Source organism: Corallococcus carmarthensis, assembly GCF_003611695.1.
GTDB classification, from domain to species: Bacteria; Myxococcota; Myxococcia; order Myxococcales; family Myxococcaceae; genus Corallococcus; species Corallococcus carmarthensis.
The window spans coordinates 1-25166 of record NZ_RAWE01000145.1 but is presented as its reverse complement, the minus strand read 5'-3'; the positions used below and the strand labels follow the sequence as shown (position 1 = coordinate 25166).

Genomic DNA, 25166 nt, shown 5'->3' with positions numbered 1-25166 from the left:
CTATGGGTATAGACACGCCCCATGTGCCCCCTGGTGAACACGAAGGACCTGATTGACGCCCAGGAGGTGGCGGGCCTGCTGCGCCTTGCCCACCCCAACAGCGTCAGCACGTACCTGCGCCGGTATCCGGACATGCCCCGTCCGGTGCTCGACCTGGGCGCCGGGCGCCCGCGCCTCTGGCTCAAACCCCAGATGCTCCGCTGGGCCCGCGCCCGCCAGGCCGCCGCCAACACCGACACAAGCTCCCGAGGCTCCCGATGACCACCGCCACCCCCCGAACCGCCCCCGCCGTGCTTCCCGGGCCCAACGACGCCTGCTGGTGCGGCAGTGGCTCCAAGTACAAGAAGTGCCACCGCGGCGCGGACACCGTGGAGGCCCGCAAGAAGGGCCCCGACACGAACCGCAAGGGCGTCCGCCCCGGCCTCGTCAGCCCCCGCCGCGTGGTGCCGCTCACCATCGGCCGGCCGGACTACGCGGACTCCGTGGCCGGCAGGCCCTCGCGCTCGCGCAATGAACCGGACGTGAAGTCCCCGGACGTCATCGCCCGCATGCGCCGCGCCTGCCAGGCCGCCGCCCAGGTGCTGGTGGAGACCGCCCAGCACGTGCGCGTGGGCATCACCACGGACGAACTGGACGCCATCGCGCACGAGGCCTACCTCAAGCGCGGCGGCTACCCCAGCACGCTCAACTACCACAAGTTCCCCAAGTCGCTCTGCACCTCGGTCAACGAGGTCATCTGCCACGGCATCCCCGACAGCCGCGCGCTGGAGGACGGCGACATCGTCAACCTGGACATCACCATCTACCTGGATGGCGTCCACGGTGACTGCTCGGCCACGTACCTGGTGGGCAACGTGGAGCCCCAGCACCAGCGCCTGGTGCAGATCGCGAAGGAGTGCCTGGACATCGGCATCGCCGCCGTGAAGCCCGGCCGCCCCATCAGCGACATCGGCCGGGCGGTGGAGGCCCACGCCGTGAAGAACGGCACCAGCGTGGTGCGCGCCTACTGCGGCCACGGCATCGGCGAGACCTTCCACACCGCGCTCCAGGTGCCGCACTACTACGAGCCGGAAGCGGACACGATCATGCAGCCCGGGATGATCTTCACCGTGGAGCCGATGATCAACCAGGGCCACTGGGACCACCGCACGTGGAACGACGACTGGACCGTCGTCACCGCGGACGGCCTGCGCAGCGCGCAGTTCGAGCACACCCTGCTCGTCACCGACACGGGCGCGGAGATCCTCACCGTCCCCTGAGGTCTTCACCCTCTTGAAACACCACGGGCCCCGGACGCGCTTTCCGCATCCGGGGCCCGCTTCATTTGCAACCGGCGGCCTTTCCGCCTACGCCCGGCGGCGGCGCAGCTTCAGCGCCAGGCCGCACAGCATCAGCAGGCTGGTGGCGCCCAGCGGGCCGGGCACCGTGCTCTGGCAGTTGCAGCCGTCGGACTCATCCGGGTCGTCCGGATCCTGCGGATCCGGATCCGGGTCCACCACCGCGTCGTCGGTGACGAACACGGCGGTGCTGCGCGCCGGCACCATGAAGCCGCCCGTGGCCGCGTCGTACGTGGACGTGCGCACCACCGGGTCCGTGGACGCCTGCTGCGCCGGGTGCAGCTTGAGCTTCAGGGACTTGTACCCGTCCGCCTTGAACGTCTGGGCCTCGTCCGTGCCGTTGAACAGCACGATGGCGCGCTTGCCCTCGGCGTTCGTGCCGTGGTCCTGCATGGCCATCACGATGAGGCCCGGAATCTGGTTCGGACCGGTGTTCTCGAAGCGCACCAGCTGCTTCACCTCGTCACCGGTGCGCAGGCGGAACAGCCGCGAGCTCTTGCGGATGGTCAGCATCTCCTCGAAGTGGTCGCGCGCCCGGAGGATGTCCGCGTTCGCCGGCTTCAGCGCCGCGTCCGCCAGCAGCGGCCCGAAGAGCGCCCAGTTGCCCTGGTTGTCCGCGGCCGGAGGCAGGCCCACGCCCCAGTTGTTGGACTGGTAGGTCCAGTCCACCTTGTTGAACCAGTCACCGGAGTTGAAGCTGTTGCGGTCCAGCGACTTGGAGCGCAAGAGCTCGTCACCCGCGTGGAAGAACGGGATGCCCTGGCTCAGCGCCGCCAGCGAGATGCCCAGGTTGTGCATGCGCACGCGCTCCGCCATGGGCAGGTCGCGCCGCGCCTTCAACTGCACCGCGTCGAACAGCGTCTCGTTGTCGTGCGCGGAGACGTAGGTGATGACCTCCTGCGGGTCCAGCGTGTAGCCGGCCTTGGCCCCGTTGTAGTCCACGCCTTCACCCAGCACCGTCGCGCCGGTGCGGTCCACCAGCGAGTAGTCCTTCAGGTTGCCGGTGAGGCCCACGCGGATCCAATCGCTGTAGAGCAGCAGCTTGTCCTTCTGCGCCGCCTCCGTGCCCTGGTTGGTGCTGTTCGGGTCGGACAAGAGGCCGCTGATGAAGCCCTGGTCCTGGAGCCCGCTGAAGGGGCCACCGCCGCGAGCGCCGTCGCGCAGGCGGTCGTTGAACGTGCCGATGCCCGTGCCCGCCATGTTGGCCTGCGTGGCGTTGGTGCCGCGCGCGTTGGCCGCCACCTCGCCGAAGTCCCAGCCCTCGCCGTAGACGTAGATGGCCTTGCCGTCCACGCCGTCCTTCTCCACGGTGAGCCCGTCCAGCGTGGCGCGCAGCTTCACGATGTTGGACTTCATGTGGTGGCCCATCAGGTCGAAGCGGAAGCCGTCCACCTTGTACGCCTTGGCCCACGTCACCACGGAGTCGATGAGCAGCTTCTCCATCATCGCGTTCTCGGACGCGGTGTTCTGGCAGCAGGTGCTCGTCTCCACGTTCCCGTCGTCGCTGAGGCGGTGGTAGTAGCCCGGGACGATGCGGTCCAACACGCTCTTGGCGTCCTGCCCGGAGGAGTTGGTGTGGTTGTAGACCACGTCCATCACCACGCGCAGGCCGTGCTGGTTGAGCGCCTGCACCATCTGCCGGAACTCCACCGTGCGCGTCGTGCCCTGCGCGTTGGTGGAGTAGCTGCCCTCCGGCACCGTGTAGTGGAACGGGTCATAGCCCCAGTTGTAGCCGTCCAGGTCCGCCACGGCCTTCACCGCCGCCTGCTGCTGGTCGGAGTCCGCCGGCAGCGACACCAGGTCGCCCGCGGGGTGCTGCTGCGCCGCGCGGTCCTCGTTGATGGTCGCGATGTCGAACACCGGCAGCAGGTGCACGTGCGTGAGGCCCGCCTTCGCCAGCCGGGTCAGGTGCTTCATGCCGTCGGACTCGTGCGTGAACGCCTTGAACGTGCCGCGCTCGTTCTCCGGCACCGTCAGGTCGTTGATGCTGAAGTCGCGCGCGTGCAGCTCGTAGAGGACGATGTCCTCCGGGGCCTCCAGCGTGGGCTTCGCCAGCGTGCTCCAGCCCTGCGGCGCGAGCGTGGGGTCCGAAAGGTCCACGATCTGGCTCAGCTCGCTGTTGGTGGAGAGGGCCACGGAGTAGGGGTCGGTGACGCGGTTGGTGACGACCTTGCCTTCCTTGCGGGCGTAGACCTCCACCTCGTAGAGGAAGTAGCGGTTCTTCCACGTCGCGTCGCCCGTGGCGCTCCAGACGCCCTTGTCGCCGGCCGTCATGGGAACGCGGGTGAAGGTGGACGTGGGGCTGCCGTCCGCGAACAGGAGCACGTTCACGCTCTTGGCCGTGGGGGCCCACAGGCGCAGCGTGGGGATGCCATTCTCGAACGTCGCGCCCAGCGGCCCGTCATACGCGTCCAGGTCGTCCAGCGCGCCCGCGAACTGCGCGCTGGTGGCGTCCAGCGGCTTGCCCTCCGCGTTCGTGGCGGACAGCGCCAGCTGGCCCTTGAGCCAGGTGGCGGTGTTCGCCGCGTCCGCCTGGGACAGCTTCAGCACCGGCTTGCCCGCCAGGTTCGGGAAGCGCGCCACCTGCGCCGCGGTGAGGCCGGCCGGATCCACCGTCAGCGTCACGGCGGTGCCGCCCTGCACGCCTTCACCCGTGAGCGTCATTCCGCCCGTGGGCGCCGTGTGCAGCTTGAACACCGTGCCCTCGGGCACCGCGACCTCCGGGCTCCACACGAACGTGTCGCGCGCCACCCAGTGCGCCCGCGCCAGCAGCAGGTTACCCGCGGGAGCGTCCGCGGGCCGCACGGTCACCTTGTGGTAGTTGCTCGATTTCGGGTCGTTGTTCCATGTGAAGAGCATCTCCTGGAAGTCCTGCTCCACGGCGAACGTGTAGTTGCTGCTGGGATAGGCCTCCGCCCAGCCCTCGTTCAGCGCGACCTTGCACTCGTAGGTGCCCTGCGTCAGCGCCTTCGTGGTGAAGGTGAAGATGCTGTCGCCATCCGGGTCCTGCATCATCGTGCGCAGGCAGTCCGGCGACCAGTCACCGGGACAGCCCAGCTCGCTCTGGAGCGTGCCCGCCACCGTGGCGATGGCGCCCGAGCGGCTGCTCGTCACGTACAGCGAGGTCGCGTCGAAGTAGAACTTCACCGCGCCCGCGGCCGTCTGGTTCAGCACCACGTCCGCGCCACCCGGGCCGCCGTGCGTCTGCGCCAGCGAACCGTCCAGCGCGACCTTGAAGTGCCAGGTGCCCACCGGCACGTTGAACGAGCCCTGCCACTTGTCGTCCGCCGCGTCGTACGTCAGCGCCGTCTGCGCGCAGGTGGGGTTGTTGTCCGAGGCACAGCCTGCCTCGCTCTGCAGGTCGCCAATGACAGTCACCGACGTGGGCGCCGCCAGCGACGACACGGGAAGCAGCGCGGCAAGAAGCCCGCCGAACGCGAGCGCACGCGTCATGCGGGGAACTCCGAATGGAACTCTCAGGGGAAACCTCCAGGGGGGGTGTAAATCCCGGGCACGGTAGCAGCCGGTCCTGTCACCGGTGACCCTCGGGTCGTTTTCGCGGTTTGCGTGACCCTCTGGATGATCCGAGTTGGGATTGGCCCATCCACCCCGTGACGTCGGATGCGAAAGGGGCTCGAAAACGAGACGCGGTGCGGCAGGAACCGTGCGCTGCGTTGAGTTCGCTCGCGCCATGCGTCACAGGGGTGTGCAGAGGAAGACATCCGGCACATGGCGCATTGCGGCATCAGCCGATTGTTCCGACGCCCCTTCACCCCTTTCCAGACTGTTGGATACAGTGCCGCGCCCAGATGGCCCCCAGCCTCCCCTGCCCACAACCGAACGCTGCCTCCCACCGCGGTCGGTGGCGCCCGATGTTCCAGGGGCTTGTCGCCCTGTGTCTGGCGGGGTGCGCCACGGCCCCGCCGACGCCCACGAAGCCCGCGACGGAGGCCGCCGCGACGCAGCCCGCCGCGCCCGCTCCGTCGGCTCCGGCTCCTGAACCCGTGAAGGAGGCCGCTCCGGCCGCTCCGGCTTCTGAGAAAAAGGAGCCCGCGCGGCCCTGGGCGGATGAGGTGCTGTACTTCGTGGTGGTGGATCGCTTCGCGGACGGCGACCCCTCCAACAACGAGAAGGGCGACGTGAAGGCGGCGGGCACCTTCCACGGCGGCGACCTGAAGGGGCTCACCGCGAACCTGGATGCGCTGTCGTCGCTGGGCGTGACTGCGCTGTGGGTGACGCCGCTGCTCCAGCAGATCCCCGGCTTCGTCACCGGATCCGGCTTCCCGGACTGGGGCTACCACGGCTACTGGGCGGACGACTTCCACGCGTTGGATCCGCGCTTCGGCACGGAGGCGGACTTCAAGGCGCTGGTGGACGCGGCGCACGCGCGCGGCATCCGCGTGCTGCTGGACGTCGTCTACAACCACCCGGGCTACAACTCGCGCTACCTGAAGGACCACCCGGACTGGCTGCGCTCGGAAGACAAGGGCACCTGCGGTTCGGATGACCTGACGTCGTGCGTGGCGGGCCTGCCGGACTTCAAGACGGAGCGGCCGGAGGTGGCGAAGTACCTGCTGGACGCGCAGATCGACTGGGCGAAGCGCTCCGGCGTGGACGGCTTCCGGCTGGACACCGTGAAGCACGTGTCGCACGACTTCTGGAAGGAGCACCGCCGCCGCACGCGCGCGGAGCTCTCCCCGGACTTCTTCCTGCTGGGCGAGCTGTGGGGCGGCGACGTGGAGGGGCTGGCGCCGTACTTCACCCCGGATGAGATGGACGCCGGGTTCGACTTCGCGTTCCAGGGCAACGCGCTGGGCTTCATCCAGGGGCGCGGCCGCACGGTGGCGTTCGATCGCTATCTCCAGTCGCGCGCGAAGGTGACGCCGGGCCATCACCTGGCGCACTTCCTGTCGTCGCACGACGTGGACGGAGCGCTGCACCAGCTGCAGGGCAACGTGCCCCTGTTCCGCCTGGCCGCCACGCTGCAGCTCACGACGGCCGGCATCCCCGTCATCTACTACGGCGAGGAAGTGGGCCGCGCCGGTGGTGACTGGCCGCAGAACCGCGGCGACATGCCGTGGGGCAAGCAGGCGGTGAAGCCAGGCGCGGGAAAGAAACGCGACGAGCCTCTGCGCGAGTATTACAAGCGCCTCATCTCCATCCGCCGCGCGCATCCGGCCCTGTCGCGGGGCGTGCACGCGCCGCTGTCCACGGAAGGCGATGTGTATGTCTTTCAGCGGCGGGACGAAGCGTCGGGCGACACGGTGGTGGTGGCGGTGAACCGCGGCAAGACGAAGGGCACGGCTTCGGTGCCGTGGCCGGAAGGTTGGACGGGCGTCGGCGAGGTGGAGGACCTGCTGAACGGTGGGCGGACGAAGGCTGGCGCCACGCTGGACCTGGCGCTTCCGCCGCTGTCCGCGCGCATCCTCGGACGCGTGCCGTGAGGCACCCGGCGGAGCGTGCGCAGAACCTGACCCGGACGTGCTGTTGTCACCGGCGCGAGCGGGGCTCTTGCTGGAGGGCCTGATGGCCGGCGTGTCGTTCAAGGACGTGGCGAAGCGGTACGGAGACGTGTCGGTCATCGAGGGGCTCAACCTCGATATCCGCGACCATGAGTTCATGGTCCTCGTGGGGCCGTCGGGTTGCGGCAAGTCCACGGCGCTCCGGATGATCGCCGGCCTGGAGGAGATTTCGGGAGGCACCATCTCCATTGGCTCGCGCGCGGTGAACGCGCTGCCGCCGAAGGACCGGGACGTCTCCATGGTGTTCCAGAACTACGCGCTCTATCCGCACATGTCCGTGCGGCAGAACCTGGAGTTCGGCCTCAAGATCCGCAAGACGCCCAAGCCGGAGATGGACAAGCTGGTGGACGAGGCGGCGGAAATCCTCGGCATCACGCACCTGCTGGACCGCAAGCCCAAGGCGCTGTCCGGCGGCCAGCGTCAGCGCGTGGCCCTGGGCCGCGCCATCGTGCGCAAGCCGGCGGTGTTCCTCTTCGACGAGCCGCTCTCCAACCTGGACGCGAAGCTGCGCGTGCAGATGCGCTCGGAGATCAAGAAGCTGCAGCACCGGCTCCAGGTCACGTCCGTCTACGTCACGCACGACCAGATCGAAGCGATGACGATGGGCCACCGCATCGCGGTGATGAAGGACGGCAAGCTCCAGCAGCTGGGCACGCCGCTGGAGGTCTACGAGAAGCCGGTCAACGTGTTCGTGGCGCAGTTCATCGGCACGCCGCCCATCAACATGCTCTCCGCCACGCTGGACGCGGACGGCACGTCGCTCTCCGGTGACGGCTTCAAGCTGCCGGTGCCGCAGAAGCTGCGCGCGGCGACGGCGGGCAAGGGCGGCCGCAAGGTGAAGGTGGGCCTGCGTCCGGACAACATCCTGCCCGCGGGCGCCACCGCGCGCGGCGAGTCCTCGCCCGTGGAGACGCGGGTGGAGCTGGTGGAGCCGCTGGGCAACGAGCTCATCGTGCACGCCCGCCTGGGGGACAACCCGCTGGTCTTCCGCCTGCCGCCCCAGGCCACCCCGGAGCCGGGCGTCGCCGTGCCCGTGACGGTGGAGCTGGAGTCCCTGCATCTCTTCGACGCTGAATCCGAGCTGCGGCTGTCCGTTTGATATCCCGGAGGATTTCCCAATGACGCACCTGCGAACGTTGCTCGCGGCCCTCTGTCTGTGCGCAGTCGGCCTGTTGCCCGTCCCGTCCTTCGCCGCCACGGAGCTGGTGCTCTGGCACGCCTACCGCGCGGAGGAGAAGGCCGCGCTGGAGAAGGTGGTCGCCGAGTACAACAAGGCCAACGAGGGCAAGGTCAAGGTCACCACGCTGGCGGTGCCCTACGACGCCTACGCGGACAAGATCTCCGCCACCGTGCCGCGCGGCAAGGGCCCGGACCTCTTCATCTTCGCGCAGGACCGCCTGGGCGGCTGGATTGAAGCCGGCAACACGGTGGAGCCCATCGACTTCTTCCTGGATGACGCGACGAAGAAGCGCTTCATCCCCACGACGATGGAGGCGATGACCTACCGCGGGACGGCGTACGGCCTGCCGCTGAACTACAAGGTCATCACGCTCATCTACAACAAGAAGCTGGTCCCCACGCCGCCCAAGACGTCCGGCGAGATGGTGACGATGGCCAAGAAGCTCACCGACGCGAAGGCGGGCCGCTTCGGTCTGGCGTACGCGTACAACGACTTCTACTACCACGCGGCCGTGATGAACGGCTTCGGCGGCGGCGTGTTCGACGCGAAGAACGCCCCCACGATGAACTCGCCCGCCAACGTGAAGTCGGTGGAGCAGGTCCTCAAGTGGAAGAACAAGGACGGCATCCTCCCCGCGGAGCCCTCCAGCGCGCTCATCACCTCGCTCTTCAACGAGGGCAAGGCCGCGATGGTGTTCTCCGGCCCCTGGTTCCTGGGCGAGGTCGACAAGAGCGTGGAGTACGGCCTGGCGCGGCTGCCCACGCTGGATGAGAACAAGGGCACGCCGATGAAGCCCTGGATGACGGTGGAGGGCGTGTACGTGGCCGCCCCGTCGAAGAACAAGGAAGCGGCGTACGACTTCGCGAAGTTCCTCACCGACGCGGGCCCCGCGAAGACGCTGGCCCTGGAGGGCCGCCAGAGCCCCGCGAACCAGTCGGTGTACCAGGACGCGAAGGTGGCCGCGGATCCGCTGCTCAAGGCGATGAAGGACCAGGTGGACGTGGCGGTGCCCATGCCCAACCTGCCGGAGATGTCCATGGTCTGGACCCCCGCGACCAGCGCGATGAACACCGTGTTCAAGAACACCGCCACCCCCAAGGCGGCGCTGGATGGGGCCCAGAAGAGCGTGGCGAAGGACGTCGCCGGCCTGCGCAAGAAGTAAGGAGCTGAAGTGAGCCAGAACGCCCCCCAGCAGCCGCCTTCCCAGACCGGCGCCCCCACGCCGGTCAGCACTTCGCCCAACGAAGCCGCCACAGGCCCCTCCTCCGCGGGCCCGTCCGGCGGTGCGGGCGGGCATCGGGGGCGCGTGCTGGTGGGGCTGGTGCTCGCGCTGGGCGCGTCCCTGTTCCTGGCGCACGGCCTGCTCGCGCGCGCCAACCAGGAGCGCGCGGCGGAGCGCGAGCAGCGCACGGCCGCCGTGTCCCTGCTGGGGCTGACGGACCTGGTGCAGCGCGCGGGAGGCACGGGCGACGCCGTGCGTGCCGTGGTGGCGGGCTGGCCCGGCGCGCCGGGCAGCTCCGTGCGCGTCATCGCCTTCAGCGGCATCAAGCTGGAGGCGTCCACCTTCCCCAATGACACCGGGGACAAGGCGGCGCCGCGCCGGCTGTCGCGCGAGGAGAAGCCGCTGTACGACCGCGGCCAGCGGCTGCGCGCCGCGGTGGAGACGAACCGCGAGGAGGGAAGCGCGCGCAAGCCGGAGGTGGAGTCCGAGCTGCTCGACGCGGGCGCCAGCCGCCTGTTGTCCGCGCCCGTGGAGGTGGACGGACAGGTGGTGGGCTCCGTGGAGTCCCTCACCCCGGCGGTGGTGAACGCGGAGGCGCCGTCGTGGACGCCGGTGCTGCTGGCGTTCCTGCTGCCCCTGGCGGCGTGCGCGGCCGCGGTGTTCTTGCTGTCGCGCCAGGGCGTGCGCGTGGCGGTGGCGGCGGCGCTGTTCCTGGCGGGCCTGGGCTCCTACACCGTCTATTCGCTGCGCGCGCTGGACGCGGAGCTGCGGGAGACGGAGGACGCTGTCAGCGCGGAGCTGCGCACGCGCGGCGAGAAGGCCCAGGCGCTGATTGCCGCCAACAACCTGAAGGCGGATCCCGCGCTGAAGCCCGGCGCGTGGGACGCGGACGCGATGCGCCGCCCGCTGGGCCGGCTGACGGACTCCGGCGCGCCGGACGCGGACAAGCTCGCGGCGGCGGGCGCGCAGGTGCGCGGCAACGCGGGCAAGGCGCTGGGCGCGCTGGGCGTGCTGGGGCTGGCGGTGCTGCTGTTCATCGGCCTGGGTGCGCTGAGCCGGATGGTGGCCACGGCGGTGGAGTACCGGCAGGCGTACGCGTACATCGCGCCGGCCATGGTGGGCATGGTGGTGCTGGTGTTCTTCCCCTTCGCCTACGGCATCACGCTGTCGTTCACGGACGCCAACCTCTACAACAGCAGCCAGCCGCTTTCGGAGCTGTGGGTGGGCTTCCGGAACTACGTCGACATCCTGGGCGACTTCAGCTTCGCGAAGACGGCGGCGGACGGCTCGCTGGTCTTCAACTACCTGAACTTCTACTACACGCTCCTGTTCACCATCGTGTGGACGGTGACGAACGTGACCATCGGCGTGACGGTGGGCCTGCTGCTCGCGCTGGCGCTCAACGTGCCCAACTTGAGGATGCGGCCGGTGTACCGCGTGCTGCTCATCCTGCCGTGGGCCATGCCCAACTACATCACCGCGCTCATCTGGAAGGGCATGTTCCACCAGCAGTTCGGCGTGGTGAACCACGTCATCCGGATGTTCGGTGGGGAAGGCCTGGCCTGGTTCGACTCTCCGTTGACGTCGTTCTTCACGGCGCTCGCGACCAACGGCTGGCTGTCCTTCCCGTTCATGATGGTGGTGTCGCTGGGCGCGCTCCAGTCCATCCCCGGTGAGCTCTACGAGGCGGCGCGCGTGGACGGCGCCAACCGGTGGCAGCAGTTCACCGCCATCACGCTGCCCGCGCTGAAGCCCGCGCTGGTGCCGGCGATCATCCTGTCGGTGGTGTGGACCTTCAACATGTTCAACATCATCTTCCTGGTGACGGCGGGTGACCCGGGCGGCTCCACCGAGATCCTGGTCACGCAGGCGTACAAGTTCGCCTTCGAGCGCTACCGCCACGGCTACGCGGCGGCGTACTCCACCGTCATCTTCGGCATCCTGCTCATCTACAGCATGGTGCAGAACCGCATGAGCCGCGCCACGGAGGCCGCGTAAACCCCATGGCGCTCTTCTCCGAACGTCGCGAAGGCATTCCCCACCTGCCGCTGCACATGGTGCTGGTGGCCTTCACCCTCTTCACCATCTACCCCATCCTCTGGGTGGTGAGCCTGGCCTTCTCCGGCAAGCAGAGCCTGGCCATCGCCACGCTGCCGGAGAACCCCACCTTCTGGGACCGGCTGCGCGCGGTGACGCCGTGGCCGGAGACCTTCTCCGTCTCCAACTTCGTGTCGGTGATGTCGGATCAGCCGTTCGCGAAGTGGATGCTCAACAGCGCCATCGTGGCCATTGGCACCACGGTGCTGGGCGTCTTCATGGCGTGCACGGCGGCGTATGCCTTCAGCCGCTTCAAGTTCCCCGGCCAGCGCGCGGGCATGATGGCGTTCCTGGTGTCCCAGATGTTCCCGGGCACGCTGATGCTGATTCCGCTCTACATCATCCTGGTGCAGTGGCTGGGCCTGGGCAGCAGCCGGCTGGGCCTCATCATCGTGTACGCCACCACGTCCATCCCGTTCAGCGTGTGGATGCTCAAGGGCTACTTCGACACCATCCCCAAGGACCTGGAGGAGGCGGCGCTGATGGACGGCGCGTCCCCGGGGCGCATCTTCTGGAGCATCATCCTGCCGCTGGCCAAGCCCGCGGTGGCGGTGACGGCGCTGTTCAGCTTCATGACGGCGTGGAACGAGTTCATCCTCGCGGCGACGTTCATGGACCAGGAAGCCATGTACACGGCGCCGGTGGGCCTGCGCTTCTTCGTGGGCGGCTTCAGCCAGCAGTGGGGCTACTTCGCGGCCGGCTCCATCATCGTGTCCGTGCCCGTCGTGTTCCTCTTCCTCTTCCTGCAGAAGTACCTCGTCTCCGGGCTCACCGCCGGTGGCGTGAAGGGTTAGTCCCGCGGTCGTTCTTCGCAGTCCTTTCGTCTGTCGTTGCAAGGAGCAAACACCCCCATGATCAACCCCCGCATCGCAGTGCTCACCCTGGCCGCTTCCCTGTCCGCGGCGCCGGCCCTGGCGGCCGACAAGGTGTCGTTCAAGGACCCCACCGGCGACGACAAGGGCCCGGGCAAGTACACCTACCCGACGGACCCCGTGTACAAGCCGGGCTCGTTCGACCTGACGGGCTTCACGCTGGAGCCGGGCAGCAACAAGTCCGACATCACCATCCAGCTGAAGGCGTCGCTGGAGAACCCCTGGAAGATGGCGGACGGCTTCTCCGTGCAGGAGGTCTTCATCTTCATCGACACGGACCACAAGGCCGGCAGCGGCTTCACGGAGAGCCCCCCGGGCCTGAACATCTCCTTCGCGCCGGAAGACGCGTGGGACAAGGTCATCGTCATCTCGCCGCAGGGCTCGTCGCGCGTGCGCGCGGAGGCCAACAACAAGGCCGGCGCGATGAAGGGCGCCGTCGTGGTGCCCACCAAGGTGCGCGCCTCCGGCAACAAGATCACCGCCACGGTCATGAACTCCGACCTGGGCGACGGTGACCCCTCCAAGTGGGGCTACCAGGTCGTGATGCAGTCCAACGAGGGCTTCCCCGCGGACAACGACCTGCTCACGCGCCGCGTGAACGAGTACGAGGGCCAGCACCGCTTCGGCGGCGGCTCCGACTTCAACTGCGATCCGCACGTGATTGACGTGCTCGCGGGTCAGGGCAAGGGGGACAGCTCCGAAATCAAGGCGCAGTACGACATGCTCGCCTACGAGTGCGCGGGTGACGGTTCCGCCACGAAGAAGGCCACGCTGAAGATGGTCTCCGGCGCGAACCGCCCGGCGGCCCAGGGTGGCGCGGCGGCGGCTCCGGCCCCGGCCCCGGCGGCTCCGGCCCCCGCGGCGCCTGCTCCGGCCCCGGCTCCGGCGCCCACGCCGGCCGCTCCGGCTGGAACGACGGTCGCTCCGGCGCCGACGACTGCAACGCCGACGAAGTAGTTGGCGGCGGACTGTTCAAAACAGTCTGTTTCAAGGTTTGATGCAACACGGGGAGGGCTGCCGTGGAGACCCCACGGCGGCCCGGGAGAGGGGATGACCCCCCTCTGGTTCAAAAGCTTTCGAGAAGGGTTTTCCGGACATCATGAAGAATCGCAAGAACGTGGTGCGGGGAGCGTGTGCGCTCACCGTGGCGGCCGGCCTGATTCCTGGGGCGGCCATGGCGCAGGACAGTGGCCCCAAGCTCACCATTGGTGGCACGACCTATACGAAGTACCTCTGGGGCACGCAGCGTGACCAGGGCGCCATGTACAACTTCACGACCGTTCCCGGTGAGGGCTACGGCGACAACGGCATCGGCACGGAGCTGGAGCTCCTGCTGAACGCGAAGATCTCCCCGCAGGTGGAGGTCAACGGCCGCATCCACAGCCGCTTCAACCAGAACTTCTGGACGAACTTCGGTGGCTTCGGTGGTGACCCGTCCAAGCCCTGCGTCGCGGGCGACTGCGGCGAGTTCGATCCGCGCTCCAACCAGTACATCAAGCTGCGTGGCATGTCCGTGACGCTGCGTCCGGGCTACCTCATCGACTCGGCGCTCATCGGCGCGACGGACCTGGGCCAGTTCGACCCGTTCGTCATCGGCCGGGTGCGCTACATCGACCGCGACAACGCGGCGGCCATCATGCTGCAGGGCTCCAACTTCGACCGGAAGCTCACGTGGGACGCGGCGCGCATCTCGCTGCCCCGCCTCTGGGCCGGTCCGAACTTCAGCACGGGCGCCTTCCACGCGCGTGACGCGGCGTACGGCTTCCAGGCGAAGTACACCGCCTCCGAGCTCTTCGACGTGGGCGGCATCTTCCAGTACGCCAACGACCAGGAGATCAACCCGGAAGACACCAACCTGGACGACGGCCGTGACCTGACGCCGCGCTACCGCAACGGCGTGGGCGGCCTGAAGGCGGGCCTGCACATGGGCTCGTGGCTGGACGTGCGCGGCGCCGTGTACACGTCGTACTCCAACGCGGATCCGATCCTGTCGCCGAAGAGCTTCGGTGTCGGCGGCTACAGCGCGGTGCTGGCCGGCCACCACACCGACCAGACGTACATGCTGAACGCGTCCCTCAACGACCCGCTGGACGTGGGCCTGTCGTTCAACTTCCAGCTGTTCAGCATCGGCGCGGACTACGTGGCCGTGATGGCCAGCCGCCGCGAGGCGGACGTGCTGCTCACCGAAGGCCACGACGGCAGCTTCGCGTTCCCAGGTCCGTCCAACGCGTCCTACGGCATCTACAAGGGCAACCCCACCCGCATCGGTTACGGCGGTTGGACCAGTGAGGCCCAGCAGGTCGCGACCATCAACGTGGACAACGACTTCACGGACTTCGACGAGCCCATGGCGGAGACGGCCATCGGTTGGAAGGGTGCGACGGCGAACCCGGTCTACACCAACGGCGCGCTGGAACTGGGCGGTGAGTATTCCTTCATCACCTACAACTCCAACTGGCAGGCCTACGGCAACGACCAGCAGGCGCTGGGCGACAGCCAGTACCCCGGCACGGAGCTGGACTCCGGCGTGGGCCACAACTTCCGCACGGCCTACCAGCCCTTCCAGGACAAGCGGACGCACCTGGTCGCGCTGCGCGCCAAGTACGTGGTGGACGTGCTGAAGGGCATCGATGTGTTCGGCAAGTTCAAGTACATCCACGAGACGGACAAGCGCCTGAACGACCCGCGCTTCCTGCCCTACGCGGCGGGCGCGTGCCCGGGTGGCGCGGTGGCGTGCGACAACTCGCTCGTCAACGAGTACAGCCCCGGCAACAGCACGTCCGGCCTCTACCGCAACCCGGACGTCATCACGAACAGCCAGGGTGACACGGGCTACGAGTTCAAGCCGTTCGACAACATCGCGGACGACGACCGCCAGCTGGACTACACGACGTTCACGGCAGGCGCGGGCTACCAGTTCACGGACGACCTGTACGTGTCCGCCAGCTACTCCAAGTTCTTCGCGGACCTGCTGGATGGCAACACGGCATTCCAGGCGTACAACAACCACGAGATGGCGTCCGGCAAGCACAACAAGAACCAGGTGCTGGTGAAGGCGCGCTACATCCTGTCCGGCGTGGAGTTCGGCCTGGAGGGCCAGTACGCGTTCGGCACGTTCCGTCCGGACTTCGGCGACGGCTTCGTGGTGCAGTACGCGGACGACACCATCGCGGCCGACCACGGCGTGGCGGTGGGTTCGCGCGGTTTCGTCAACCGCAACAAGGGCTGGAACAGCCTGGAGGAGCGCAACTTCGATCACATGCGCGTCAAGGCGTTCATGAAGGCGCAGTTCTAGTCACCGCGCGTCCCGCTTCGGGCGGGGCACGGGGTTGATGCAGGGGGAGCCCGGGGCGCCTGTGACAGGCACTCCGGGCTCCTTGCGTTTGGGGCACCGCGCGATACACCTGATGGCGAGTCCGTCCTCCCTTCGTGCCCGAGGTGTCCTGTGCTCCCGCGCCGCTCCGTGTCCGCGCTCCTGCTCGCCTCCATCCTGGCCGCGTGTTCCGGCGGGAAGACGCGCGAGGACGCGCTGCTGTTCCGGCTGACGGACCCCGTGGGGGATGACCACGGCGACGGCGAGCTGGTGTATCCGCGCCGGACGGACCTGGGGCGCGGGGACCTGGACGTGGTGTCGGTGGCGGCGTTCGCGGACGGCGAGGCGACGCGGTTCGAGGTGACGTTCGCGCACCCCATCGCGAAGCCGTCGCGCGCGCAGGCGGTGGACCTGGAGGGTGCGACGGTCGCGGAGCGCGCGCGGCATGGCTTCTACACGTTCAACGTGGACCTGTACGTGGACCAGGACCGGGTGCCCGGCTCCGGACGCACGGACACGCTGCCGGGGCGGGGGCTCACGCTGGCGGCGGACTCGGGGTGGGAGAAGGCGGTGGTGCTGACGCCGCGCCCCTACGAGGCGCGCGAGGCGCTGCGCAAGCAATGGCGGCAGGCAGCGTTGGATGCGTACGAGAAGAAGACCGGACCCATTGGCGGCAAGGTGGAGACGGAGCTGAACGCGGCCACGGAGCAGGAGCTGGAGGCGCGGGTGTTCTTCCCCACGGTCATCCAGGTGAGCGGGCGCACGGTGATCTTCCAGGTCCCGGACCGCTTCCTGGGCGCGCACGCGAGCGCGGACTGGGGCTACGGCGTGGCGGTGACGGGCGCGACCATCGAGCGGCGCGTGTCGCTGGGCGGGATGTTCGGCGGGGACGTGTCCGCGAACTCGCGGTTGATGGCGATGGGCATCATGCCCGGGGAGCCGGTCAACGACCGCTTCGGTGGTGGGCGGAAGGGAGACGTGTCGCAGTCTCCGGTGGTGGATCTGCTGGTGGCGCCGGGCGCCACGCAGGAAGAGGTGCTGGGGGCCACGAAGCCGGCCTGGAGCGTGGTGGTGCCTTCGGGGAAGGCCGCGGCTCCGGCGGCGGTGGCTCCCGATGCGGGCACGGTGGAGGACGCCGGTGCGCCCGTGGAAGTACCTGACGCGGGGCCCGTGGAGGCTCCGGACGCGGGAAGCGTGGGTCCGTCGTCGCCCGCCCCGTGACGCAGGGCTCTCGCGCTGCTCGCGGGAGGTCCTGGTTGAGGTGAGTCCGCGCGGCCGAGGATGGATGCCCTGGAGGCATCCATGTCCTCATGCCGGAGCTGGGCGGTCGCGGTGCTGCTGTTGCTGCTGGGCACGGGGTGTTCAGCGACGCGTGGCGTGCGGCTGAAGACGGGGCGTGGGGAGCCTGTCGTCCAGGTGCCCCGGGTGGAGGTCGCGCCCGAGCCGCTGGACGAGGACGCGTTCACGGAGGCGGTGCGGACGCTGGCTGTGGATGCGCCGGTGTCCTCGCATCCTCGTGAGGAGGCGTACCGGCAGTTCGCGGGCTCGTTCTCCACGAAGGCGTATGCCCATGTTCGCGGGCGGCTGGGGCTGGTCTCCGTGGAGGAGCCGGCACGTGCTCGGCTGCTGGTGGATGACTCGGACCGGGAGCTGGCGAGCGCCTATGGGCGGTGGTGCCAGCGCAAGCAGACACCGGGGGACTGTCTTCAGCTGCTGGAGGCAGGGTCCACGCTGGATGAGGACGGGCGGCGTTCGCTGGCGTTCGCCATCGCGCTGGACTCGGTGTGGGACGAGACGTCGGAAGCGCTGGTGGGGATGACGGATCCGCGCGCGGTGCTCACCACCCTCGTCGCGACGGGCACGGTGTATCTGGCGCTGTGGTTGATGCCCGAGCCTGTGTCCAAGGGCATCGCGGCGACGATGACGGTGGCGCTCATCGCCTACCTGGGCATCGACACGGTGTTGAACCTCATCCAGGGCTGGATCGAGCTGTCCGAACAGGCGCGGATGGCGCGGACGTTCGATGAGTTGCGCGATGCGGGGGAGGAGTACGGCGAGGTGATGGGGAAGAACGCGGCGCGGGCGTTCGTGATGCTGGCGCTGGCGGCGGTGGGCAGCACGGCGGAGACGTTCGCGGCGAAGGTCGCCACGCTCCCGGGTTCAGGGCAGGCCTCGCTGGTGGCGGCGGAAATGGGGGGCGTCCGTCTGGGCGCGGCGGCGCAGGTGGAGTCCGCGGCCGTGTCCTCGGAAGGTGTCATCACCCTGGTGTTGCCACCGAACGCGGTGGCCATGTCCGCGCGGGACGACAAGGGCCCCGTCGCGAGTGGCGCGGATGCGGAAGGGCACGAGCACCACATCGCGTCCAACAAGTGGTGGAGTGCCACGAATCGCGGTGGCCCGTGGTCTCCCCAGTTCCAGAAGATCTTCGACAAGGCGGGGCTGTCGCTTGATGATCCGGCGAACAAGGTTCGCGTGCCGGGGCACAGAGGGCCTCACCCGGAGGCGTACCACCAGTGGGTACTGACAGCCCTCTCTCGAGCAACGAAGCAGTGCAGCAGCATTGCGCAATGCAGGACCCTGCTGACAAACGAGTTGAGAAGTCTTGCCAGTCAAATCACCAACAAGAGGAGCATCATGAATCGATGGGTGACTGGCCTTGAGTGATGCACGGAATCCGTGAGGACAATGGAATACTTCGACCTTCATGAGGATGTTGCGGAGGGATTCTGGTGCTTGGGGCATCCACTCGATCTGCAAGGGCGCGAACTCAATGACCCCTGGCAATTCACGGTGGGAGCTCCTGCTCACTTCAAGGCGCGGATCCGGTTTCCGTTAAGCCTTGAGGGGACTTCGCGCGACTACTCCCATGCGGCGTTTGGCACTCCCGTCGTCAACGCGAAGCTGGCGACCATCTTCCAGGAATTGGCTCCGAATGACGTGGAGCTGATCCCTGTCGAGGTCGACTCGCACGCGGGGCCGTACTTCATCCTCAATGCCCTCCGCACCGTCCCGTGTGTTGATACCGAGGCTTCGGAAGAGGCCTATTACTGGACCGAAGAGGATGGGATTCCTGAGAAGGTCGGCACACTCAGGTCCATCTACGGCATGCGCATCGCCCCTCCTAAAGTTGGCGATGCGAAGGTATTTCGTCCCTCGGAATGGGACGTCGCCCTCATCGTCTCCGAGGAAATCAAGGACGCCATGGAGCGCGCGGGCATCACGGGCGCGAAGTTCGAAGCGGTTACGGGCCCGCCGACCTTCGACCCCGTTCGTCGCGCGGAGACGAAACGGCGCGGGGAGTTGTGGGACCAGGCTCGCTATGCCCGTGCGGCCGTGTGGCGCGGGCTCGGCAACATGTCCGACGACTTCTACATCCCTCCCGTCGTGGGCGGCCCATGGCCCGGCGAACGGCAGTGGTGGCAAGCGATGCGCCGTCCCGAAGGCAGCATGCTCATCGTGACGGACGGCCTGTCCGACCCGTTCAACGACATCCTGGACCGTCCTACCGCTGGCTTCGGGCTGGAGCTCGCCATCGAGACCCCGGAGCCGCTCGGGGAGGTGTGGAAGAGCTGGCCTGCGCACCTCCTCGAACGCGTCGCCTATGAGGTCGCCGAACTCGAGAAGCTCCGCGTCTCCCTGGCCAATGGCACGCTGTCCATGGAGGTCGACGGCGTGGGGCTGCCCGAAACCCTCGTCACCCCCGAGGGCCGCGTGGCAGTGCTCATCGGCATGGAGACGGACTCTCTGCCCGCGCGTTTCACGCTTCCGGGTGGCGAGGTCCGCCTCCTCACCGTGAAGGTGCTGATGCCCGCGGAGCTGAAATGGCTGCTCCGCCAGGGCAAGGGCGCTGCGGCGGAGCTCATCCGCCGCTTCAACGAAGCGGGAGAAGGCCACCTCTCCCGCTCCTGGCGTCAGCCCGTCGTCAGCTGATCCGCTACTTCACCCGCCAGATGCCCGTGGAGCGCGCGGGCAGGCTCGTCTTCCATGCTCCCGTGCCGCCGGTGAGCGGCGTCACTCCGGAGTCCAGGAACAGCGGCTCCGCTGTCGTGCCCTCCACGTCGAACGGCCCCACCGACTCCTGCGCTGTGGAGAAGTTGTGCACCACCAGCACCTGCTCGCCGTCCAGCGTCCTCACGAACGCGAGCGTGCGAGACACTCCCGTCGTCGCAGTGAACAGCCGCAGGCCTCCGTTGCGCAGCGCCTCCGAACCCTGGCGCGCGTGGATGAGCGACCGGTAGCGCGACAGCAGCGACCCCGGCTTGCTCCGCTGCGCCTCCACGTTCGCCGTCTCCCGGCCCGTGGAGAAGCCGTACCAGGGCGAGCCCGTCGTGAAGCCTCCGCCCGCCGCGGCCGTCCACGGCATCGGCGTGCGCTTGGACTCGTCGTTGTTGGCGTTGCCGTTCCCCAGGCCCACCTCCTCGCCGTAGTAGAGGAACGGGGCTCCCGGCAGCGTCAGCAACACCGACGCCGCCAGCCCCAGCTTCGCTCCGTCGTTGGAGAACTGCGTCGCCAGCCGCACCATGTCGTGGTTGGTGAGGAAGGGCGCGTCCGCCACACCGGCCGGGTAGTTGTTCTTCATCTCCAGCAGCTTCGCCGCCACGCCCCCGCTGTTGCCCGCGTTGATGCCTTCAATCACTCGCGCGGACATGGGGAAGTTGAAGTTGAGCGGCAGCTCGTCCCCGCCCGGCAGCGTCGCCGTGGAGCCGTAGTACTTCGCCACCGACGGCGTCTCGCTCCAGTTCTCACCCACCAGCACCGCGTCCGGCTTCACCGACCGCACGTGCGCGGAGAACTCCTTCCAGAACGCGTGCGTCTCCGGCGTGTCCGCCTGGCCCGCGCCGCCGCCCGTCTCGATGAGGTAGCGCGCGGCGTCCAGCCGGAAGCCGTCCACGCCGCGCTCCAGCCACAGCGTCGCCAGGCGCTTCATCTCCTCGCGTACCGCGGGCGTCTGCAGGTTCAGGTCCGGCATGCCGCCCCAGAAGACGCCGTAGTACCAGCCGGTGTCCTGCCGGTGCCACGTGCCGGTCGTCGAGTAGATGTCCCACGGCTGCTTCCAACCCGGATCATTCGCTCGCCACTGGTACCAGTCGCGCTTCGCTGACTGCGCCGAGGACGCCGAGTCCACGAACCACGGATGCGACGAGCTGGTGTGGTTGATGACGAAGTCGAGGATGACGCGCATGCCCCGGCGGTGCGCCTCGTCACACAGCCGCTGCAGGTCCTCCAGCGAGCCATACGCCGTCTGGATGCGCTCGTAGTCCGTCACGTCGTAGCCGTGGTAGCTGGGCGACGCGAACACCGGCATCAGCCACAGCGCGTCCACGCCCAGGTCGTCCGTCGTCGCCGGGTTGCCGTCGTTCAGGTAGTCCAGCCGCGAGATGAGCCCCGGCAGGTCTCCCACGCCGTCGCCGTTGGAGTCCTGGAAGCTGCGGACGAACACCTCGTAGAACACCGCGCCCCGGTACCACGCGTCTCCCGCGGGCGCGGCGAGCGTGATGTTTCCGGAGCCGGAGGGGGCCGGCGTGGGCGAGGGCGAGGAACCGGCGCAGGCCGACAGCAGGGCCGCGCTGCAGAGGGAAAGGCCGCGGAGGGGTCGCATGGCTCCTCCCTCTAACAGCGAACGTTCCACCCCGGCCAGCGCAGGGCTGGGATGAAGCGCGCTCACCCGGACAGTAGGCTTGTGGCCGCCATGTCCCACCCCGCTCGCCGCCTCCACTCCCTGCATATCCGGCAGGGCCACCCGGACTTCCTCGACCTTCCGTGGGAGCTGCCGCTGGAGGCGTGGCCGGAGCGTTCACCGCGCGTGGTGGAGGTGCCGCGCGGCCTGTCCCGGCACGTGGTCGTGTTCGTCAGCTACGGCGCCACCATCTACGCCTTCAAGGAGACGCCCGCGCGCGTGGCTCAGCGAGAGTACGACCTGCTCCGCGGCCTGGAGGACCGCCGGCTGCCGTCGGTGTGTCCCGTGGGCCTGGCGGTCCAGACGGAGGAGGGGGTGGAGTCCTCGCCCGGGGACAGACCCGGACTGCTGATCACCCAATACCTGGCGTCGTCGCTGCCGTACCGCGCGCTGTTCATGCACCAGGGCCTGGAGCGCTACCGGTCGCGGCTGCTGGACGCGATGGCGGGGCTGCTCGTGCGGCTGCACCTGGGCGGCTTCTTCTGGGGCGACTGCTCGTTGTCCAACGTGCTCTTCCGCCGCGACGCGGGCGAGCTGCAGGCCTACGCCGTGGACGCGGAGACGTCCGAGCTGCACGAACAGCTCTCCGCCGGCCAGCGCGAGATGGACCTTCAAATCATGGAGGAGAACGTCGCCGGAGGCCTGGCGGACCTGGCCGCTCGCGTGGAGCTGGCGGAGGAGCTGCCCCAGGAGCTGGAGGCCTGGCAGGAGACGGCCGCGAGCATCCGCCAGCGCTACGAGCGGCTGTGGGCCGAGATCAACCGCGAGCTCATCCTCCAGCCGCACGAGAGCTACCGCATCCACGAGCGGATCCGCACGCTCAACGACCTGGGCTTCTCCGTGGGTGAGGTGGAGCTGCTCGCGAGCGGGCAGGGCAGCCAGCTGCGCATGCGCACCATCGTCACGGACCGCGAGTACCACCGGCACCAGCTGCACACGCTCACCGGCATCGTCGCGGAGGAGCGCCAGGCGAGCCTGCTGCTCAACGAGATGCAGGAGATGAAGGCCACGCTCACGCGCAAGCTGGACCGCAGCGTGCCCTTGAGCGTGGCCGCGTTCCGCTGGCTGGACGAGCGCTACCACCCCACGCTGTCACGCCTTCAGAAGGACCTGGGCCGCGCGGCCGACACCGCGGAGCTGTACTGCCAGGTGCTGGAGCACAAGTGGTTCCTGTCCGAGCGCGCGAAGCGCGACGTGGGCCTGGACGCGGCCCTCCAGGACTACGTGACCCTCACCCGCAAGCAGCCCGGCATCGCGCCGCTGCTGGAGGACGCCTCGCGAGCCGCGAACTCCAGCACGGAGGCGGACGGGCCCGTGGGCGCGCCTCCCTCCCCGCGCAGCGCGGGGTAGCGTCAGCGGCAGACGCGGATGGGCGGTTCGATGAGGAACGGCTCGGTGGCGTCCGGGTCGTCCGGGTCGAACGCGGGCGACATCGGCCCCGCGCCGGTGGGCTTCCACTTGCGCGGCACGCGCTCCAGGCCCACGGGGTAGATGGTCAGCGCCCCGTCCTTCCCGATGCGCATGCGCAGGAAGTTCTTCCAGTCCGGCAGCGCGAGCGACCCGAAGGCCTCGTTGGAGTGCGCGCCGAAGAAGTTCACGCTCAGCCAGAGGTACAGGCCCGTGATGAACGGGCCCACGAGGAAGCCGCCCACGAAGGTGAACGCGCAGGAGAAGAAGAACTTGCCCGCCAGGTGCAGCCAGCCATCCGCGCAGTGCGCGCCATCCGCTGTCAGCACCGGGCACACGCCCAGCTTGCTCACCGTGATGTAGGTAGCGCCCCAGGCGATGAAGAACGCCGCCACGATGTGCGCTGCCCCGTGCAGGCCGCCCAACAGCGCCCGCCATTTCCCGAGCGCCGCGTCCGCCAGCCCCGCGAGGCCCCCCATCGTCACCATCCCGAGGATGAGCGTCCATGGCCGGTTGACCATGCTGTTGGCCACCGCCGTCACCACCTCCGGTAGATGGGAGAGGCCCAGCGAGCCCACCTCCGCGTAGGCCGCCAGCGCGAGCAGCAGGTACCACAGGCCCGTGATGAGCCCGAACAGCGGGCTGTAGCGGATGAGGAACAGGTTCTTGCGCGCGAGCTTCCGCGACGTGGACTCGTCCGGGAAGCTCTTGCGCAGCGTGGAGCCGTCGCGCAGCACGGGCGCGGCGGGCGCGTGCGTGGGGTGCATGAAGGCGCCGCCGCCGCCCGCGGTGATGCGGTGCTGGCCGGTGTCGTCCTCGTGCCGGCGGTAGTGGTGCAGGTCACCCGCGAGGAACACGGCGATGCGCCGCCCGAGCACCTTCTCCTCCAGGTACTCCAGGTTGTTCTCCAGGTAGCTGCCCTTGGCGCGCCGGGCCGCCGCGGCCAGCACCCACGCGGGCTCCGCGTTGCAGAGGATGACGCGGTCGTCGGGGCCCATCTGCTCCGCGACGTGGCGGAAGTACTCCACCTGCGGCACGTCGATGTCGCTGTTGAGCTGCACGTCCGTGCCGATGAGCCACCAGTTCTTCGGCAGCTTCAGCGCGAAGTAGCTGCGGCTCTGCTTCGTGCGGCGCCCTGCCACCCACCGCTGCGCGCAGAACAGCCGCATGAAGGCGGACAGGCCGTCGTACCAGTCGTGGTTGCCCGGGATGACGAACAGGTCCGGATGGGGCGACTGCGAGCGGCGCATGGCGGCCTCGTAGGGCTGCACCGTGCGCTCCTCGTACGTCTCGCGGCTGGCGCCCGGGTAGACCTCATCCCCGCCGAACACCAGCACGCGGCCTCGCGGCGTGACGTGGGCCGTCTTGCCGTCCTCCTCCGGGAGCCGCAGCTCCGGCAGCGCCAGCAGGCGCGCCACCGCGTAGGTGGAGTCCCAGCCGTCGCCAATGTCGGAGACGTAGTCGAGCCAGAAGTCGCCGTCCGCGCCGGTCGCCTCCGAGTAGTCGAAGTAGGGCTGCTGCGGGCGCACCACCGCTTCGATGAGCCGGTGGTCCGCGCGCGCGCCGAACACCGTGGCCACCACCGCGTCCAGTCCCGTGCGCAGCACCTGCGTGGGATGCAGCCAGCGCACCATGTCCGCGTGCTTCTGGGGCTTGGTGGCGGTGGCGCTGCCCCGGTCACGCACCAGGTGCGGTGGGGGCGTGGGACCCGGTTCCGCCCAGGGCTCGGGCGGGTCGTAGCGGCGGTCTTCTTCCGGCCGCTTGGACTCACCGGCCATGGCGGGGCCTCGAGACGGCGGAGGGACGGAAATGGGAGGCGGGCGGCGCCAGCGTGGACCGGAGAGCCATGGACCCCTGGCTTAGCATGCCTGCCCAGTGCTCCTGGAGAGCAGGCAGGCGTGGTTTCCGTTCCCTGGCGGGATGGTCCCTGCGACCCTGGGGGGCATGCCGAACGCTGCCCTGAAGGACTTCCCCGTCGTCGTGCCCTTCCCCGTGCACTGGAGCGAGATGGACGCGTTCGGGCACGTCAACAACGCCCGGACGTTCACGTGGTTCGAGTCCGCGCGCATCGCGTACATGGCCCGCATCGGGCTGGTGGGGCCGTCCGGCGCGGGCGCGGACACGACCATGGCGGACGGGGTGGGGCCCATCCTGGCGAACACGCACGCGGACTACCTCAAGCCGGTGGTATTCCCGGTGAACCTGGTGGCGGGCGCACGCGTCACGCGCGTGGGCAACTCCTCCATCACCTTCGAGCACGCGGTGGCGGGCGCGGACGACGGGGTGCTCTACACGCGCGGGGGTTCCATCATCGTGACGCTGCGCTATGCCACGCACGAGAAGGTGCCGGTGCCGCCCGCCGTGCGTGCGGCCATCGAGACGCTCGAGGGCCGCACGGCTGGTGAGCAGGCTTAGTTCGCGAGCGGACGGGGGCCGTGGTGGATCAAGTCCCTGCGCATTGCCCCGGCCTCACGAATAGACTCAAGCGTGAGGAACTTCATGAGCCCTGTCCCGCCCGCCAACCCCCACATCCTGTCTC

Annotated in this window: 17 protein-coding genes; 14 read left to right on the top strand and 3 right to left on the bottom strand. The window is 68.8% G+C overall.

From position 1 onward, the window contains the following. The first annotated feature begins 21 nt into the window (after positions 1–21). On the top strand, positions 22–261 hold the full coding sequence (locus D7X32_RS29870) for a hypothetical protein (RefSeq protein ID WP_120552755.1): 240 nt from the start codon (positions 22–24) through the stop codon (positions 259–261). Continuing rightward, positions 258–1259, top strand: a complete 1002-nt coding sequence (gene map, locus D7X32_RS29865; RefSeq protein WP_120605966.1) for a type I methionyl aminopeptidase — start codon at positions 258–260, stop codon at positions 1257–1259. Before D7X32_RS29870 ends, map begins: the two co-directional genes overlap by 4 nt. Before the next feature lie 87 nt (positions 1260–1346). Here map and pulA read toward each other — a convergent pair whose 3' ends face one another. Next, the gene (gene pulA, locus D7X32_RS29860; RefSeq protein WP_120605965.1) at positions 1347–4790 is read right to left on the bottom strand and encodes a pullulanase-type alpha-1,6-glucosidase; all 3444 of its coding nucleotides are present in this window, start codon (positions 4788–4790) and stop codon (positions 1347–1349) included. A gap of 419 nt (positions 4791–5209) precedes the next feature. Here pulA and D7X32_RS29855 point away from each other — a divergent pair, with 419 nt between their 5' ends. From D7X32_RS29855 to D7X32_RS29810, 10 genes are all read left to right on the top strand, one after another. Continuing rightward, on the top strand, positions 5210–6781 hold the full coding sequence (locus D7X32_RS29855) for an alpha-amylase family glycosyl hydrolase (RefSeq protein WP_120605964.1): 1572 nt from the start codon (positions 5210–5212) through the stop codon (positions 6779–6781). Positions 6782–6863: 82 nt separating this feature from the next. Then, positions 6864–7958: an ABC transporter ATP-binding protein gene (locus D7X32_RS29850; RefSeq protein WP_120605963.1), complete on the top strand. Its 1095-nt coding sequence runs from the start codon at positions 6864–6866 to the stop codon at positions 7956–7958. 19 nt (positions 7959–7977) lie between these two features. After that, positions 7978–9201, top strand: a complete 1224-nt coding sequence (locus D7X32_RS29845; RefSeq protein ID WP_120605962.1) for an extracellular solute-binding protein — start codon at positions 7978–7980, stop codon at positions 9199–9201. A gap of 9 nt (positions 9202–9210) precedes the next feature. After that, positions 9211–11259, top strand: a complete 2049-nt coding sequence (locus tag D7X32_RS47645; RefSeq protein ID WP_120605961.1) for a carbohydrate ABC transporter permease — start codon at positions 9211–9213, stop codon at positions 11257–11259. A gap of 5 nt (positions 11260–11264) precedes the next feature. Beyond that, positions 11265–12152 (top strand): sugar ABC transporter permease, encoded by an 888-nt coding sequence (locus D7X32_RS29835; RefSeq protein ID WP_120605960.1) that lies wholly within the window; start codon positions 11265–11267, stop codon positions 12150–12152. Between the two features lie 57 nt (positions 12153–12209). Next, positions 12210–13187 carry a glucodextranase DOMON-like domain-containing protein gene (locus D7X32_RS29830; protein WP_120605959.1) on the top strand — a complete coding sequence of 326 codons (978 nt, stop codon included), beginning with the start codon at positions 12210–12212 and terminating at the stop codon, positions 13185–13187. A gap of 142 nt (positions 13188–13329) precedes the next feature. Further along, positions 13330–15525, top strand: a complete 2196-nt coding sequence (locus tag D7X32_RS29825) for a hypothetical protein (RefSeq protein ID WP_120605958.1) — start codon at positions 13330–13332, stop codon at positions 15523–15525. Positions 15526–15675: 150 nt separating this feature from the next. Further along, positions 15676–16764, top strand: coding sequence for a glucodextranase DOMON-like domain-containing protein (locus D7X32_RS29820; protein WP_120605957.1), 1089 nt, complete (start codon positions 15676–15678; stop codon positions 16762–16764). An 81-nt stretch (positions 16765–16845) separates the two neighbouring features. Then, positions 16846–18207 carry an AHH domain-containing protein gene (locus D7X32_RS29815; RefSeq protein ID WP_120605969.1) on the top strand — a complete coding sequence of 454 codons (1362 nt, stop codon included), beginning with the start codon at positions 16846–16848 and terminating at the stop codon, positions 18205–18207. Between the two features lie 21 nt (positions 18208–18228). Continuing rightward, positions 18229–19473, top strand: a complete 1245-nt coding sequence (locus D7X32_RS29810; protein ID WP_120605956.1) for an imm11 family protein — start codon at positions 18229–18231, stop codon at positions 19471–19473. 4 nt (positions 19474–19477) lie between these two features. Here D7X32_RS29810 and D7X32_RS29805 read toward each other — a convergent pair whose 3' ends face one another. After that, positions 19478–21142: an alpha-amylase family glycosyl hydrolase gene (locus D7X32_RS29805; protein ID WP_120605955.1), complete on the bottom strand. Its 1665-nt coding sequence runs from the start codon at positions 21140–21142 to the stop codon at positions 19478–19480. Positions 21143–21232: 90 nt separating this feature from the next. On the opposite strand from D7X32_RS29805, the gene D7X32_RS29800 reads away from it, so the two are divergent. Continuing rightward, positions 21233–22570 carry a DUF4032 domain-containing protein gene (locus D7X32_RS29800; protein WP_171449540.1) on the top strand — a complete coding sequence of 446 codons (1338 nt, stop codon included), beginning with the start codon at positions 21233–21235 and terminating at the stop codon, positions 22568–22570. 2 nt (positions 22571–22572) lie between these two features. Here the strand turns inward: D7X32_RS29800 and D7X32_RS29795 are convergent, their stop codons facing one another. Then, entirely contained in the window at positions 22573–24405 is a 1833-nt protein-coding gene (locus tag D7X32_RS29795; protein ID WP_208752580.1) for a metallophosphoesterase, read from the bottom strand. A gap of 166 nt (positions 24406–24571) precedes the next feature. On the opposite strand from D7X32_RS29795, the gene D7X32_RS29790 reads away from it, so the two are divergent. Then, the gene (locus D7X32_RS29790) at positions 24572–25042 is read left to right on the top strand and encodes an acyl-CoA thioesterase (protein ID WP_120605967.1); all 471 of its coding nucleotides are present in this window, start codon (positions 24572–24574) and stop codon (positions 25040–25042) included. Positions 25043–25166 lie beyond the last annotated feature (124 nt).

Coding starts and splice junctions, on each gene's coding strand:
- D7X32_RS29835 (WP_120605960.1), top strand. CDS start 11,265: ATGGCGCTCTTCTCCGAACGTCGCGAAGGCATTCCCCACCTGCCGCTG.
- D7X32_RS29855 (WP_120605964.1), top strand. CDS start 5,210: ATGTTCCAGGGGCTTGTCGCCCTGTGTCTGGCGGGGTGCGCCACGGCC.
- D7X32_RS29870 (WP_120552755.1), top strand. CDS start 22: ATGTGCCCCCTGGTGAACACGAAGGACCTGATTGACGCCCAGGAGGTG.
- map (WP_120605966.1), top strand. CDS start 258: ATGACCACCGCCACCCCCCGAACCGCCCCCGCCGTGCTTCCCGGGCCC.
- D7X32_RS29815 (WP_120605969.1), top strand. CDS start 16,846: ATGTCCTCATGCCGGAGCTGGGCGGTCGCGGTGCTGCTGTTGCTGCTG.
- D7X32_RS29800 (WP_171449540.1), top strand. CDS start 21,233: ATGTCCCACCCCGCTCGCCGCCTCCACTCCCTGCATATCCGGCAGGGC.
- D7X32_RS29850 (WP_120605963.1), top strand. CDS start 6,864: ATGGCCGGCGTGTCGTTCAAGGACGTGGCGAAGCGGTACGGAGACGTG.
- D7X32_RS29805 (WP_120605955.1), bottom strand. CDS start 21,142: ATGCGACCCCTCCGCGGCCTTTCCCTCTGCAGCGCGGCCCTGCTGTCG.
- D7X32_RS29830 (WP_120605959.1), top strand. CDS start 12,210: ATGATCAACCCCCGCATCGCAGTGCTCACCCTGGCCGCTTCCCTGTCC.
- D7X32_RS29795 (WP_208752580.1), bottom strand. CDS start 24,405: ATGGCCGGTGAGTCCAAGCGGCCGGAAGAAGACCGCCGCTACGACCCG.
- D7X32_RS29810 (WP_120605956.1), top strand. CDS start 18,229: ATGGAATACTTCGACCTTCATGAGGATGTTGCGGAGGGATTCTGGTGC.
- D7X32_RS29845 (WP_120605962.1), top strand. CDS start 7,978: ATGACGCACCTGCGAACGTTGCTCGCGGCCCTCTGTCTGTGCGCAGTC.
- D7X32_RS29790 (WP_120605967.1), top strand. CDS start 24,572: ATGCCGAACGCTGCCCTGAAGGACTTCCCCGTCGTCGTGCCCTTCCCC.
- pulA (WP_120605965.1), bottom strand. CDS start 4,790: ATGACGCGTGCGCTCGCGTTCGGCGGGCTTCTTGCCGCGCTGCTTCCC.
- D7X32_RS29825 (WP_120605958.1), top strand. CDS start 13,330: ATGAAGAATCGCAAGAACGTGGTGCGGGGAGCGTGTGCGCTCACCGTG.